Source organism: Pseudomonas wenzhouensis, from assembly GCF_021029445.1.
In the GTDB taxonomy this organism is placed as follows: Bacteria; Pseudomonadota; Gammaproteobacteria; order Pseudomonadales; family Pseudomonadaceae; genus Aquipseudomonas; species Aquipseudomonas wenzhouensis.
In genome coordinates this window covers 2,869,137-2,883,049 of sequence record NZ_CP072610.1, presented here as the reverse complement: position 1 = coordinate 2,883,049, position 13,913 = coordinate 2,869,137, and the positions used below count along the sequence as shown (strand labels likewise).

Below are 13,913 nucleotides of genomic sequence, written 5' to 3'. Positions count from 1 at the left end.
ATTTGAGCGACTATTCGCGAGGCAGCACCGCTGCAAAAGAGCGTAAAACCGCCACAATCGGCTTTCCCTCGCGATGATCCCTACTCTGGCACAGCATTCCAGAATGTAGTGGTCAACCCATCCCGGACAGTGGGTTAAGTTTTTCTTCGGCAGCGGCGGGCGGCAGCCCGTCGTTGAATTGATGTGGCCTGATCCAGTTGTAGCGGTGCATCAGGTAATGACTGATGTCTCGCTGAGCCTCCTGAGCTGTCAGTTAACCGGTCGGCGGAACCCACTCCGACTTCAGACTCCGGAACAACCGCTCCATCGGTGAATTGTCCCAGCAATTACCTCGACGGCTCATGCTCTGTTCCATCCGATATCGCCACAACCGCTGCCGAAACAGGCGGCTGGCGTACTGGCTGCCCTGATCGGAATGAAACAGCACCTGCTGCGGTTTGCCTCGTTGCTCGTAGGCCATATCCAGCGCCTTGATGACCAACTCCGTATCCGGCTTGGCGGAGAATGCCCAGCCAATTACTCGCCGTGCATGCAGATCCAGCACCACCGCTAATTAATTCCAGCGGCCTTGCGCCCAGATGTAGGTGATATGTAAGCGAACGGGCATCACACCTTGCCGGTGGATAAGCCCAGACGTAAGCCCGCTGGGTCTTCTTTGTGCCCGGGGCAAGCATCTGCACTGGGGTTTCGTCGGCGAGGATGACGTCCTGCTGGAGCAGGCAGTCGCGCAGGGCATCGACCAGAGGTTGCAGCTGGACGCCGCAAGCGCCGACCCATTGCGCTAGGGTGGAACGCGCGATGGCCAGCCCGGCGCGGGCGAAGATCTTTTCCTGGCGGTACAGCGGCAGGTGATCGGCGAACTTGGCCACCATGACCTGAGCCAGCAGCCCCGCAGTCGGGATGCCCTTGTCGATCACCTGCGCAGGCACTGGGGCCTGGATCAACGTTTCACACGCGGCGCAGACCCACTTGCCACGGATACTGGCGGCGAATCCACTTGTGCACGAGATTGGCGTTGAGGCCGTGGCTCAAGGCCACGCCGGCAACCGAGGCGCCGGGCTGGGTACACTCCTCGACGACCTGGGCCTTGAAGGATTTGGGATAGGAGCGGCGTTGGCCTGGCACGGGAGATCCGCCGCAAGGGGCTTGAAATGGTGTCCACCAAAAACAGGTGGACACCATGCCGCTAGCTGGAAGAACCGGGGAGGTGTGTTGGCCAGACGCTTACGGTGATATCGCCGCACCAGACCTGGTTGGGTCGTTCGGTGGCGAACGCACGGTTCAGCCGGTTCGGGATATCTGGCCGTTCAACCGTAGCCTGCTTGTACGCATGCGAGCCTGGTTGTTTGCTGACCAGGCCCAACTCGCGCATTAACCGACGCACGCGAAAGCGGCCAATGCTTACGCCATCCTCACGCAGCATGCCCAGAATGCTTCGGCTACCAGCCGATCCTCGACTCTGGTTGAACAGCTGGTTGACCTGACTGCGCAGGGCAACCCGGCGTTCATCAACACGGCAGCGTCGTAGACGATGGGCGTAGTAGCAAGACCGCACCACGTCGAAGGCTGAACAGACCACTTCCACCGACTCCCGCTCGCTCAATTGCTCTATCAGCGCGTACGATTGAACTCGTCCGACATCAAGAGAGCGGTAGCCTTTTTTAGGATCGCTTTCTCCCGTTCCAGTCGGTCGATCCTGGCTTCCAGCTCTTGGATTTTCTGCTGTTCGGGGGTCAATGCTTTGCTTTTCGGGGTGACGCCGAGGCGCTCTTCTTGGAGCTGTTTCACCCAGCGGCGCAATGCCGAGTCCACGACGCCCAGCGAACGGCAGGCCTCGATATGGCTGTAGCCTTGATCCAGCACCAAGGCCGCAGCCTCTCGCTTGAACTCGGCAGAAAACGTACGTCGTTGCTTATGCATCGAACACCTCTTAGTGGCGAGGATTTTCGCCTAAATTGGTGTCCGGGATCAGTAGACCACTACAGAAGCCATGCTTTCTCGCCTGAAGTATTTCCTCAAGTGACGCCGCCAGTAGGCGAAGTAATAAAAAACCTACAGCGCTTATAGAAAGTTTGAATACCCCGGGGAGTACCAATGCGCTCATTTTCAGCTATGGTTAGTGGCGATCATGAACAGTTGGCCAAGCGCCAGCTGTGAGCCCGATCAGCTTGCGGCGTACGTTGCGTGCTGGTTTACACCAAGCCTTGGAGTATGAGATGGATCCGAAAAGTCAGAAATCTGCAGGTCAATGTCCTGTGATGCACGGAGGCAATACATCTGTTGGTAAGTCGAACATGGAGTGGTGGCCGAACGCCCTGAATTTAGAAATCCTGCACCAACATGACACTAAGACCAATCCGCTGGGGCAAGGCTTCGATTATCGAGAAGCCGTCAAAACACTAGACGTGGCGGCTCTAAAGCGTGATCTCACGGCACTGATGACGGACAGCCAGGACTGGTGGCCGGCTGATTGGGGGCACTATGGTGGTTTGATGATTCGAATGGCTTGGCATGCGGCAGGTTCTTATCGGATTGCGGATGGGCGCGGTGGTGCCGGCACCGGTAACCAGCGTTTTGCTCCACTGAACTCTTGGCCGGACAATGCCAATCTGGACAAGGCGCGTCGGCTACTTTGGCCTATCAAGAAAAAGTACGGCAACAAGATCAGTTGGGCTGATTTGATCGTGCTGGCTGGCAACGTGGCTTATGAGTCCATGGGCCTGAAGACCTTCGGTTTTGCTTTTGGTCGTGAGGATATTTGGCATCCCGAGCAGGACACTTACTGGGGCTCAGAAAAGGAATGGCTTGCCCCCACTGGTAGTGAAGGTAGCCGCTACTCTGGCGAGCGTGACCTAGATAATCCATTGGCTGCAGTAATGATGGGACTTATCTATGTCAACCCTGAGGGTGTTGATGGCAAACCTGATCCACTTAAGACCGCCCATGATGTCCGTGTTACCTTTGCTCGCATGGCAATGAACGATGAAGAAACCGTTGCGCTTACTGCAGGTGGGCACACTGTAGGTAAATGCCATGGTAACGGTAATGCCAAGAATCTTGGTCCTGAACCGGAAGCCGCAGATGTTGAAGAGCAAGGCCTTGGTTGGAACAACCATGTTACCCGGGGCATTGGCCGCGATACGGTGACTAGCGGTATTGAAGGTGCTTGGACCACCCATCCTACTCAGTGGGATAACGGTTATTTCTATCTGCTGCTCAACTATGACTGGGAGCTAAAGAAGAGCCCCGCCGGAGCATGGCAATGGGAGCCCATTAATATCAAAGAAGAAGATAAGCCGGTAGACGTGGAGGATCCAACGATCCGCTACAACCCAATCATGACTGATGCCGATATGGCCATGAAAATGGATCCTGAATACCGCAAGATTTCCGAGCGATTCTACAAGGACCCTGCGTACTTTTCGGATGTTTTTGCTCGTGCCTGGTTTAAGTTGACTCACCGAGATATGGGCCCGAAAAGTCGGTATATCGGACCGGAGGCGCCACAAGAAGATCTGATCTGGCAAGATCCAGTTCCTGCTGGTCGGCGTGATTATGACGTTGCTCTAGTAAAATCAAAGATTGCAGCCAGTGGTTTGTGTATCAGTGAAATGGTCAGCACCGCCTGGGACAGCGCGCGAACCTTCCGGGGCTCTGATAAGCGTGGCGGTGCAAACGGTGCACGCATTCGCCTGACTCCGCAAAAGGATTGGGAAGGCAACGAGCCAGAGCGTCTCGCTAAGGTGCTTACCCTGCTGGAGGGCATCGCTGCACAAACGGGGGCTAGCGTTGCTGATGTAATAGTGCTGGCGGGTAATGTGGGGATTGAGCATGCTGCCAAGGCGGCTGGTTTTGCGATCAGCGTACCGTTCACGCCGGGCCGTGGTGATGCCAGCCAGGCGATGACTGATGTCGAATCCTTTGAGGTGCTGGAGCCGGTTGCCGATGGATATCGCAACTGGATGAAGAAAGACTATACGGTGAGTGCGGAAGAGTTGATGCTTGATCGTACCCAACTACTAGGTCTGACTGCGCCTGAAATGACCGTGCTAGTTGGTGGCATGCGTGTGCTGGGTACTAACCATGGTGGAACCAAGCATGGAGTATTTACTGACCGCGAAGGCCAGCTGACCAATGACTTTTTCGTCAACCTGACCGATATGGCAAACGTGTGGAAACCGGCAGGTCGTAATTTGTACGAGATCCGTGATCGCAAAACAGGTGCGTTGAAATGGACAGCAACGCGTGCAGACTTGGTGTTCGGTTCCAATTCGATTCTGCGTGCCTATGCTGAGGTCTATGCTCAGGATGATAACCACGAAAAGTTTATCAGTGATTTCGTCGCTGCATGGGCGAAAGTTATGAATGCTGATCGCTTTGACTTGAATTGATTCCATAGTCTTATTCAGATAGCAATTCAGGCAGGCAGCCATTCATATGGCTGCCTATTTTTTTTCGCAAAGTGTGTGGCCTATTTAACTGGCAGTAAATAGGCGAAGTGGTTGGATAAGATGGTCATTGCGAAACTAGTATGTCTTCTGGATTTATTTTAATAAGCATACTGGTATTGGCCTCGTAACGCGTGCTACGCGCATCTACTTCATCGATATGGTGCCTACTGCGAATGACCCATGACCCATGACCCAGTTGCAGGCAATTGCAGATTGGCGACACCTTTGGCGTCAGTATGCGCCACCGGGCAATCCTGCTTTGGTGCAACGGAAGCCGCTCGAGCATTGGACAATGGTTGGCCATCGAATAGCACTGTGTCGCGAAGGGTATCGCCGTGGCTCTGCTCTGCAAGGTTAACTAATGGCGCCAGTTCCAGTCGATCAACCGAGCGCAGGGTGTAGGCCTCTCCTGATCTTTGCGTGATGATGAGCGCTTTGGCGAAGGTCTCTATACGCAGCATCTTGGCCTTGTCTTTGGTCTGTTGACCTTACTCAAGGGCGCGATAGCGCGGCTGCGACGGCGATGGCACTGCTGGCCGGCGTCGGGACTTCGCTGATGAGAGATTTGGCCGTTTCTTAGGCGCGCAAGGTGATGTCTTGCTGTCCTTTGGTGCTGAGCAATCGCAGCTGACTTCGCTGCTATTGAGTAGGGAGGGTGTGCAGAATTTTGTATAACCGGGGCTGGGGTTACTAGTGCGGCAGCCTATCTTCGTAGCTTGTCGTAAAGCGTGTCAGCGCCGCCTTCCGATCATGGATCGGCATTGTCCATTTCTTGCTGATGTTGATCCCACTGCCTAGATCGATCGTTCGGAACGCGGCAATGTGCGTCTCATCGATTGCTGCAACGATGACAATTCAGTCGTTTGGCTACTATCCATCCTGATACGCCTGTCACTAGACTGGATGCTGTGGCCACCTTGCTTCCACATTTCCACACGGAGCTTGCATGAATCCCTCCACGCTTATCGGCATGCTTTCGGGCATTCTGCTACTCGCGACTGTTCTGATTTTTTCTACAGAAGATCCATCGCTTTTCCTCAATTTGCCTGGCTTAGGCATTGTGTTGTTCGGAACACTGGCGGCCACCTTTATCAGCTACCCATTCCGAGAAGTCGTGCGTATCTTCAGCTTGCTTGCGACGGTTATGCGCAACGAACGTCTGTATGCAAAGCATGACATTGAGGAGCTGATCAAGCTTTACCGCATCTGGATGTCTGGCGATCTGAAAGCAGTCGAAAACGCTTTGAGTCAAGTGGCCAATCCATTCCTTAAGACCGGTGTGCAACTGGTAGTGGACATGACGCCTGAGGAAGATGTGATGGACTTACTGCAGTGGCGCATTGCACGTCTTCGCGCAAGAGAGCACGCCGAAGCACAGCTTTTTAGAATTATGGCGGGCTATGCACCGGCATTCGGTATGGTTGGAACACTGGTCGGCCTGGTTAATCTGATGTTTCTACTGGGGGACGGTGATATCACCAGCATCGGCCAACAAATGGCGATTGCTCTGATTACAACGTTCTATGGTGTATTGCTCGCCAACCTCATATTCAAACCGGTGGCAGTCAAATTAGAGCGTCGCACAGAAGACCGGGTCGTGCTGATGAACACGATCATGCAGGGAATTTCGATGATGAATCGTAAGTGCAGTCCGGCTTTGATGCGCGAAATGCTCAAATCGTTCATGGTCCACTATCAGGACGAAATCAACGACGGCAGCAAGGGAAAGTCTGGTCAGCGTAATGATGAGGCGCAAAATGACCGACGCACACGGTGAGGACGAATTACAGCGCAGGAAGCTGCTTGAAAAGCAGCTGAATATTCTTCAGCTTGAACTGCAGCGCGCAAGTCGCTCAAGCGACATCAGTCGGCATCGGCTGCGACGACAACAGGTCACGCATGCCGTATATGAAAACAGTGAGGAGGAGGGCTGGCTAACCGTTTACCTCGATCTGCTCACCCTGATACTGGTGTTACTTGTGGTTATGCTGTCGTTTGCAGGTAACAACCACGAATCAAAGCCCGCAAGCCCAGTTGCTAGCCTGTTGAGTGACCGTCCTGACCCGCTGCAGGTGCTCACACCTCCGATTCCGGCACCTATCGAAACAGCGCCGCAAGCTGACCCGCTGTCAGGTCTTGATACAAGCGCTCTGGGTGATGATATTGAGGTCATTGTTAACGAGCAAAGCGTGAGTTTTCGTATCAGCAGTGAAATCATTTTTGCGCCAGGCCAAGCGGATCTGAGCCTTGAAGGCCTGGCAGTGTTGCGCAAGCTGCTACCTGTTCTTCGCCAAAGTGAACATCGAATCACTATTGTCGGACATACCGATAACGTGCCTATTCGCAGCTTGCGGTATCCATCCAACTGGGAGCTATCCGGTGCGCGAGCAGGCAGCGTGGTTCGCTATCTAGAAGCCAACAGCATACCCAGCCAGCGGCTGAGCGCCGTCGGTTACGCAGACACACGCCCATTGGCCACAAATGACACTGTCGAAGGACGGGCAAGTAACCGCCGTGTGGAGCTGATCCTTGAGAAGTAGAAATTTTTAATAGCCACATACATACACCCGGCCGTGGATTTACCACGGCCGGTGCACTCTAGCCCGAGGGGGCTGGATAGCAACCTACTATGGCGTACTTGGTTGCGAGGTGGAGCAGCACAGTGGCTAGGTGGAAACCATCTATTTTCTTGACTTTGAGGGCAAGAATTCCTGTTTTCAAACATGGAAGATCATCACCACGTGTAGTCACAGCAACGAGCTTCTTCAATTATCTACTGGCCGGAGTCGGCCAAAGCGGGTGGTTCAGCCATTGAGCACGTTGAAGCTTAAAGGCGCGCCACATTGGGTGCCTTACGTTTCTGATGTAAGGTGTGCTTTTAAATAGCCAAGCTCATTACCGGGCCAATCAATTGGTACCCAGCATGAAGAATAAAATCCTCAAGCCTGCCTCAGCTCTGATTATCGCCTGCGCAATGGTGACCCAGGCCATTGCTTCAGAAACAGCCGTTCTCATCAATAACGTTCATGTCTTTGACGGCAAAAGCAGTAAGCGAGCTGAAAAAACAGTCAATGTTCTGATTGTTGATCATGTGATTCAGAGCATTTCTGCAGCCGCACTTCCTGTACCTGAAAATGCATCGCTCACACTCATTGACGGTGAGGGGCGAACACTCATGCCAGGGCTGATTGATGCCCATTGGCACATGATGCTTGTCGGTCAGTCCCTTACAGATGCGATGACCAGCGAGGTTGGCTACACCAACCTGCGGGCAGCCCAGGTTGCCGAGGCAACACTGATGCGCGGGTTCACCAGTGTGCGTGATATGGGAGGGCCGGTGCGAGGTCTGCGTCGTGCTATTGAAGAAGGCCAGTATCCAGGGCCTCGGATATTTCCTTCCGGCGCAATGATTTCCCAGACGGGGGGGCATGGTGACTTCCGCCTTCCACACGAAATCCCCAGAGCACCTAATGACCCACTCAGTCACACCGAACAGACGCGAACAGCCGCGATTGCTGATGGCTCGAATGAAGTCCTACGCCGTGTGCGCGAGCAACTGATGCTGGGAGCCACTCAGGTCAAACTCATGGCAGGCGGCGGCGTAACCTCCGTTTATGACCCGTTGGATGCCACTCAGTACACGCCGGAAGAAATCCGTACCGCGGTGGTGGCGGCTGAAAATTGGGGCACATACGTTACTGTGCATGCTTACACCAGCCATGCAGTAAAAATGTCCATCGAAGCCGGCGTCAAAGCCATCGAGCATGGCCAGTTGGTGGATGAAGACACGGTGAAATTGATGGCCGCCAAAGGTATCTGGTGGTCACTGCAGCCCTTTCTGGACAACGAAATCGCCAATAAACAAAAGGGGCCTAGCCGGGTTAAACAGCTTATGGTTGCAGCCGGTACTGACCGTGCTTACGCACTCGCGCGCAAGCACAACGTCAAGGTCGCTTTCGGCACAGACATTTTATTCTCGGGGGATAACGGTGAAGTGCAGAACGCCCGCCTGGCGTCACTGGAGCGTTGGTACTCGCCTGGCGAAGTGCTGCAGATTGCAACCGGCAACAACGGTGCCTTGCTCGCGCTGACAGGCGAGCGCAACCCATACAAGAAGCCGCTTGGTGTTATTGAAGAAGGGGCACTCGCAGACCTGTTGTTGGTTGAAGGTGACCCGACTGCCGACCTGGCCCTGATAAAGGACCCCGCAAAAAACTTTGTCGTGATCATCAAAAACGGTCAGATTTACAAAAATCTCCTTAACCCATAATCAGGTTTTACCTTGATCAACTTGGTATCAGGTCGCGTAATGAAAAACAGAATGTTCCTGAATGGAGTGATCGGCGCCTTTCTGACCGCTCTGACGCCGCTAGCTGCCTCGGCTTATGAGACCACCGACTATGACCGCATTGATGAAAGCCAATGGCGTTATCGCGTCACCCCTTACCTATGGGGCGCTGGTCTGGAAGGAGAGGTGGGTAAATTTGGCCGCAGCGCAGATGTCAGCAAGCGCTTTAGTGATGTACTGGAGGGCCTGGACGCTGGCGTCATGCTGGCATTCGAAGCAAGGTTGGGGCGCTACGGGGTATTCACCGATTTGCTGTATGTCAGCCTCAGCGAGTCGAGCAGCATTCCCACGCCTATTGGCATTGATGTAGAGGCGAATGCAAAGGTTCGTGCAAGCACCTTCATGCTGTCAGGGCAGTATCGTGCTTTCGAAGACAAATGGGGCTACATCGATCTTGTGGGTGGTGCCCGCTATTGGGGCTTAAGAACTGATATAAACGTTAGTCTGGGCACTCTGTTTTCGGTAGATGGCAGTGATAAAGAGCGCTGGGTGGATCCGGTTCTTGGCCTAAAAGGTACCTACCACCTTGGCGAACGAACCTATTTCACCGGATGGGCCATGTTTGGTGGCTTCGATGTAGGCTCTAGATTCAGCTCTGACTTAATGGGCGCACTGGGTTACAAGTTAACGGATCAAAGCGCTCTTCTGCTGGCCTACCGCAGGCTAGAGGTTGACTACACCTCATCTGACTTTGTCTTCGATGCTACTCTTCAGGGGCCTGCAATTGGCTGGGATTATCGTTTCTAAGTGCAATTGCTCCAGTCTCTGTTACATTCAGCTACTGCAATCATCCTCTATTAGCTTTGCCGACCATTATACTTCAGGGACATCAGCCAATACTACAACTGTGTCAGGTCAGATCAATTCAAAGACGGGCTGCCGTGTGCTGTTAACGAAGAAAAACTTAACCAACTGTCCGGGATGGGTTGACCACTACACAGCGTTAGTCGGTCTGTCAGGGTGCCTACTGTTGAGATGGTATAGTGATATGTTGCCGGCTTGAAGTAATTAACGGTGATGTTTCTGAACCATATATCTAGAAAGAATTAATTTACGATTTTTGTCAGACTCATCTAACCGCCGCTGGCGGTACTTCCATTATCGGCATCCATGTACTCTCGAATGCTTCTACTTCCATCGGGCGGCCGAAAAGATAGCCCTGGAAATGCTTGCAATTGCTATCGGATAGTGTCTGGCGCTGCAACTGATCCTCAACGCCTTCAGCGATCACCTCCAGGTCCAGGCTCTGCGCCATGGCCAAGATCGCTCGAACAATCACCTGGCTACTGTAGTTGTCAGGCAGGTCGCGGACAAATGACTGGTCAATCTTCAACTGATCTAGTGGCAACTGTTGCAGGTAAGCCATGGATGAATAGCCAGTGCCAAAATCGTCAATGGAAAATCGTATACCCATCGCGCGCAGCGCCTGCATGCGCAGTACTGCCTTGTCCTTGTCGTTGAGTAGTAGCGATTCAGTGATTTCCAGCTTCAGCAGCTGCGGGCAGGCCTTGGTATCCAAGAGGATCTGTTCGATGAGGTCGACAAAGTCGTCCTTGTAGAGCAGCCGGGCGCTGATGTTGATAGCCAGGCTCAGGTAGGCCATCTTCGGCAGTCTGGCCCAGCGAGCCAGCAGTTCACAGCCTTGGCGCAAAGTTAGCAGATCGATCTGCTCTATTAGGCCGCAACGTTGTAACCGCTCCATAAACCCACCTACTGCTGATGGGGCGGGTCTGTCAGGATGCGCTCGCTGGCGAGCAATTCCACGGCAGCAGCGCTTCGTAGTCCTCGACGCTACTGGCGGTCGGCAGGCGGTCGAGGATGTGGCGCAGCCAGGCATAAGGCTCTTGGCCATTGGCTTTGGCGGTTTCGATCAAGCTATAGATCTGCGCGCTGGCCGCAGCGCCCTTGGGCGTGTCGCTGAACAGCCAGTTCTTGCGCCCGATGACGAACGGGCGGATGGCATTCTCGGCGCGGTTGTTGTCGATCGGCAGGTGCCCGCCCTCGACGTAGCGCACCAGCTTGCTCCAGTTGCTGGCCAGGTAATTCACCGCCTTGCCCAGGGCCGTCTGACCGGCGACCTGCTGCTGGGTCTTGTCCAGCCAGGTCTTGAGTTGATCGAGCAGCGGCTGGCTGCGCTGTTGACGGGCGGTTAGACGCTCGCTGTCGCTGGCTGCTTTCAGGTCGCGTTCGATGCCGTAGAGTTTGTTGATCAGGTTCAGTGCCATGTCGGCACGGCCGGTCTTGCCCTTGGGCTGCACCTTCTGCGCCTCGACGAACTTGCGCCGCGCATGCGCCCAGCAGGCTAGACGTTCGATGCCTTCTTGCGTGGACACGGCGTTGTAGCCGGCGTAGTCGTCGGTCATCAGGTAGCCGCGATAGCCATCGAGCAGGCGCAGCGGCACCTCCTGCGCGCGGCTGGTGCTGTAGTCGAAGAGGATTACCGGCTTGTCCGGCGGCCCCCCGCTTTGCACCCACATCCAGGAGTGTGCAGTGGGATCGCGTCCCGGCTCATGCAGCACCTGCAGGCGGGTTTCGTCGCAGTGCAATACCGGGTAGTCCAGCAGCTTGTCGCGCATCAGGTTGAGCAGCGGCTGCAGTTGTTCACCGCACTGGATCACCCAGCGCGCCAGGGTCTGGCGCGGGATCTCGACGCCGTGGCGACTGAGCATTTTCTCGAAGCGGTACAGCGGGATACCGTCGGCGTACTTGGTGGTCAGCAGCATCGCCAGCACGCTGGGGCTGGCCAGGCTCTTCTCGATCAGTTGCGCCGGCTTGTCGGCGGTGACTGGAGCCCTTTCACAGGCCTTGCAGGCATAGGTCTTGCGGACATGACGGATCACCCGCACCTGCATTGGGATGATCTCCAGCTGCTCGCTGGTCTCTTCACCGATGACCTGTTTGCAGGCTCCGCAGGCGCAGGTCAGTTCGTGCTCGGGCAGTTCATGGATGACGTCGACGCGCGGCAGATTGGCCGGCAGTGGCTTGCGCTTGCCACGACGCTTGACCGGCGCAACGACTTCTTCGGCTTCGGCTTCGGCTTCGGCTTCGGCTTCGCTTGGCGCGTCGGCTGCGTCGATCAGCTCTTCGGCCTCGTTGAACATGGCCAACTGCGGTGAGTCAGCATCTTCAGGGCTGCGCTCAGACTTGGGCGAGAACAGTTTGTGGCGCAGCAGGGCGTTCTCTTCCTGCAATTGCAGAATCAGAGCCTTGAGCAGGACGAGGTCGTCGGGAAGGTTGTCGGCGCCAAATTTCATGGCGCCGGATTATACCGGCTCAGGCCACGAAGCGTGGCGTCAGAACCTGATGCGGACGGTTACGCCACAGGTCGATGCCGTCGAGTAGCCAGTTCAGCTCGTCGACCGTCAGTTCGATGGCCTCGTCGCCAGCATCAGGTTTGGTCTTGAAACGCTCGGCTTCCAGACGCTTGAGCCACAGGCAGAAGCCGTTGCGTTCCCAGTAGAGAATCTTGACCTGACTGCGGGTGCGATTAAGGAACACGAACAGCACGGGGTTGAACACTTCCACCTTGATGTCCAACTCGACCAGGGCGGCCAGGCCGTTGATGGATTTGCGGAAGTCGACGGGCTTTGGGTAGAGGTAGACTTTTTGCACCTTGGCGTCGGGACGCATCATGGCGGGGCTCCACAGGGAAAAACAGGGAGCCCAGCATCCGGAAACGGATAGTTCAGTTGAAGGTGGGGTTTATGGAGCGCTTACGCAACGTTCCGCAATCTCGATGAAGTTACCGGGCCCGAGCAAGCCCTGCTGAGGATGCTTCCAGCGTATCAGAGCCTCCGCGCCCTCCAAGGCGCCATGAGCACCGACTTGTGCCTGCAGGTACAAGATAAATTCGCCTTTGGCCAGTCCACGGCCAAGGCTTTCGCCGTGGCCGATCCGTTGGGCACAAGATCACGCTGGGCCAGCATCCAGTCATGCAGTGTATCGAGGATCGGTGAAGCCTTTTCCTGCCGTATTCGCCAGCGTTCTTCATCGCTCATGTCCCGTGCTTGCCGTTCGATTTCGTACAAGCTGCCCATCGCGTGCAGTGCTTGTTCGGCCAATTGGCTTTTGTTTGCCGCGTGCAGATCGAAGAACTTGCGGCGGGCGTGGGCCATGCAGCCGATTTCGGTGATGCCTTGCTCGAAGCTGGCCTTGTAGCCTGCGAAGTCGTCGCAGACCAGCTTGCCGTTCCACTGGCCAAGAAAATTGCGCGCATGCTCGCCGGTACGGCTGGGACTGAAGTCGTACACCACGGCCTTAAGATCGGCGAAGGGTGTGGTGCTGTAGGCCCAGACGTAAGCCCGATGGGTTTTCTTCTCGCCTGGGGTGAGCATTTGCACCGGGGTTTCGTCAGCGTGGATCACGCGTTGGCCCAGCAAGGCTTCGCGCAGGGCATCGACTAGCGGCTGGAGCTGCACGCCGGTTTGTCCGACCCACTGCGCCAGTGTCGAGCGAGCGATGGCCAGGCCGGCACGACCAAAGATTTTCTCTTGCCGATATAGCGGCAAGTGGTCGGCGAATTTGGCCACCATCACGTGAGCCAGAAGGCCGGCGGTGGGGATGCCCTTGTCGATCACCTGGGCCGGCACGGGGGCCTGGATCAGTGTTTCGCACTGGCAACAGGCCCATTTCCCACGCACGTGCTGTTCGACGGTGAACACGCCCGGCGTGTAATCCAGCTTTTCGCTGATGTCTTCACCGATGCGTTGCAGCTGGCAGCCGCAGGCGCATTGGGTGTTCTCCGGTTCGTGGCGGATCACAGTGCGCGGAAATTGTGCCGGCAGCGGTGTGCGCTTGGGCTGTTGGCGGGGCTCGGCTGGAGCAACCGGGGGATTGACGGCTTTCAGCTCCGCCTCGATGGCGGCGATGTCAGTGTCGAGCAGGTCGTCCAGCAAGCTACCCTGGTCAGGGCTCAGTTGCTCGCTACGCTTGGCAAACTTGTGCCGTTTGTACCAAGCGATTTCGTGTGTGAGCTGCTCAATGATGGTTTGATCACGGTGGATTTTCTTGCCCATCACGTCGACCTGCGTCAGCAACTGCGCGGCCAGTGTGCGCAGTTGCTCAGCTGTCAGTTGGTCGAGATTGGGCGAGGAGTTCATGCTGCTGATTGTGCC

11 protein-coding genes and 4 pseudogenes are annotated in these 13,913 nt (G+C 55.5%); 5 read left to right on the top strand and 10 right to left on the bottom strand.

Translation table 11 applies throughout. The annotated features are described in order from the left end of the window. Positions 1-112: 112 nt before the first annotated feature. From J7655_RS13210 to J7655_RS13195, 4 genes and pseudogenes are all read right to left on the bottom strand, one after another. Positions 113-589: pseudogene (locus J7655_RS13210) on the bottom strand (IS3 family transposase); the annotation flags it as partial. A gap of 34 nt (positions 590-623) precedes the next feature. After that, positions 624-980: pseudogene (locus J7655_RS13205) on the bottom strand (IS66 family transposase); the annotation flags it as partial. Continuing rightward, entirely contained in the window at positions 949-1,182 is a 234-nt protein-coding gene (locus J7655_RS13200) for a transposase (RefSeq protein WP_230924847.1), read from the bottom strand. The gene J7655_RS13200 and the pseudogene J7655_RS13205, both read right to left, overlap by 32 nt. 34 nt (positions 1,183-1,216) lie before the next feature. Next, positions 1,217-1,920: pseudogene (locus tag J7655_RS13195) on the bottom strand (IS3 family transposase); the annotation flags it as partial. A 296-nt stretch (positions 1,921-2,216) separates the two neighbouring features. On the opposite strand from J7655_RS13195, the gene katG reads away from it, so the two are divergent. Continuing rightward, the gene (gene katG, locus J7655_RS13190; RefSeq protein WP_420850880.1) at positions 2,217-4,391 is read left to right on the top strand and encodes a catalase/peroxidase HPI; all 2,175 of its coding nucleotides are present in this window, start codon (positions 2,217-2,219) and stop codon (positions 4,389-4,391) included. A 224-nt stretch (positions 4,392-4,615) separates the two neighbouring features. Here katG and J7655_RS13185 read toward each other — a convergent pair whose 3' ends face one another. Continuing rightward, a complete protein-coding gene (locus J7655_RS13185) occupies positions 4,616-4,912 on the bottom strand; it encodes a DUF4198 domain-containing protein (RefSeq protein ID WP_230924846.1) in 297 nt (98 codons plus the stop codon). Between the two features lie 485 nt (positions 4,913-5,397). On the opposite strand from J7655_RS13185, the gene J7655_RS13180 reads away from it, so the two are divergent. From J7655_RS13180 to J7655_RS13165, 4 genes are all read left to right on the top strand, one after another. After that, positions 5,398-6,228 (top strand): motility protein A, encoded by an 831-nt coding sequence (locus tag J7655_RS13180; protein ID WP_230924845.1) that lies wholly within the window; start codon positions 5,398-5,400, stop codon positions 6,226-6,228. Continuing rightward, on the top strand, positions 6,209-6,991 hold the full coding sequence (locus J7655_RS13175) for an OmpA/MotB family protein (protein WP_230924844.1): 783 nt from the start codon (positions 6,209-6,211) through the stop codon (positions 6,989-6,991). The genes J7655_RS13180 and J7655_RS13175 overlap by 20 nt, the downstream gene beginning before the upstream one ends. A 383-nt stretch (positions 6,992-7,374) precedes the next feature. Continuing rightward, positions 7,375-8,721, top strand: a complete 1,347-nt coding sequence (locus J7655_RS13170) for a metal-dependent hydrolase family protein (RefSeq protein ID WP_230924843.1) — start codon at positions 7,375-7,377, stop codon at positions 8,719-8,721. 39 nt (positions 8,722-8,760) lie between these two features. Next, a complete protein-coding gene (locus tag J7655_RS13165; RefSeq protein WP_230924842.1) occupies positions 8,761-9,546 on the top strand; it encodes a hypothetical protein in 786 nt (261 codons plus the stop codon). 322 nt (positions 9,547-9,868) lie between these two features. Here J7655_RS13165 and J7655_RS13160 read toward each other — a convergent pair whose 3' ends face one another. The 5 genes and pseudogenes from J7655_RS13160 to tnpC (J7655_RS13145) form a co-directional block, all read right to left on the bottom strand. Further along, a complete protein-coding gene (locus tag J7655_RS13160; RefSeq protein WP_476748519.1) occupies positions 9,869-10,636 on the bottom strand; it encodes an EAL domain-containing protein in 768 nt (255 codons plus the stop codon). After that, positions 10,533-12,053: an IS66 family transposase gene (gene tnpC, locus J7655_RS13155; protein WP_230924840.1), complete on the bottom strand. Its 1,521-nt coding sequence runs from the start codon at positions 12,051-12,053 to the stop codon at positions 10,533-10,535. Before tnpC (J7655_RS13155) ends, J7655_RS13160 begins: the two co-directional genes overlap by 104 nt. A 19-nt stretch (positions 12,054-12,072) precedes the next feature. After that, positions 12,073-12,432 carry an IS66 family insertion sequence element accessory protein TnpB gene (gene tnpB / locus J7655_RS13150; RefSeq protein WP_058151328.1) on the bottom strand — a complete coding sequence of 120 codons (360 nt, stop codon included), beginning with the start codon at positions 12,430-12,432 and terminating at the stop codon, positions 12,073-12,075. 69 nt (positions 12,433-12,501) lie between these two features. Next, positions 12,502-12,642, bottom strand: coding sequence for an EAL domain-containing protein (locus J7655_RS21100; protein WP_420850879.1), 141 nt, complete (start codon positions 12,640-12,642; stop codon positions 12,502-12,504). Positions 12,643-12,671: 29 nt separating this feature from the next. Then, positions 12,672-13,898, bottom strand: a pseudogene (gene tnpC, locus J7655_RS13145) (IS66 family transposase); the annotation flags it as partial. Positions 13,899-13,913: the final 15 nt, after the last annotated feature.

What these genes read in the sequence shown, in the direction of transcription:
- tnpC (WP_230924840.1), bottom strand. Translation starts at nt 12,053, where the DNA reads ATGAAATTTGGCGCCGACAACCTTCCCGACGACCTCGTCCTGCTCAAG.
- tnpB (WP_058151328.1), bottom strand. Translation starts at nt 12,432, where the DNA reads ATGATGCGTCCCGACGCCAAGGTGCAAAAAGTCTACCTCTACCCAAAG.
- J7655_RS13175 (WP_230924844.1), top strand. Translation starts at nt 6,209, where the DNA reads ATGACCGACGCACACGGTGAGGACGAATTACAGCGCAGGAAGCTGCTT.
- J7655_RS13200 (WP_230924847.1), bottom strand. Translation starts at nt 1,182, where the DNA reads ATGGTGTCCACCTGTTTTTGGTGGACACCATTTCAAGCCCCTTGCGGC.
- J7655_RS13180 (WP_230924845.1), top strand. Translation starts at nt 5,398, where the DNA reads ATGAATCCCTCCACGCTTATCGGCATGCTTTCGGGCATTCTGCTACTC.
- J7655_RS13185 (WP_230924846.1), bottom strand. Translation starts at nt 4,912, where the DNA reads ATGCTGCGTATAGAGACCTTCGCCAAAGCGCTCATCATCACGCAAAGA.
- J7655_RS13160 (WP_476748519.1), bottom strand. Translation starts at nt 10,636, where the DNA reads ATGCCTGGCTGCGCCACATCCTCGACCGCCTGCCGACCGCCAGTAGCG.
- J7655_RS13165 (WP_230924842.1), top strand. Translation starts at nt 8,761, where the DNA reads ATGAAAAACAGAATGTTCCTGAATGGAGTGATCGGCGCCTTTCTGACC.
- katG (WP_420850880.1), top strand. Translation starts at nt 2,217, where the DNA reads ATGGATCCGAAAAGTCAGAAATCTGCAGGTCAATGTCCTGTGATGCAC.
- J7655_RS13170 (WP_230924843.1), top strand. Translation starts at nt 7,375, where the DNA reads ATGAAGAATAAAATCCTCAAGCCTGCCTCAGCTCTGATTATCGCCTGC.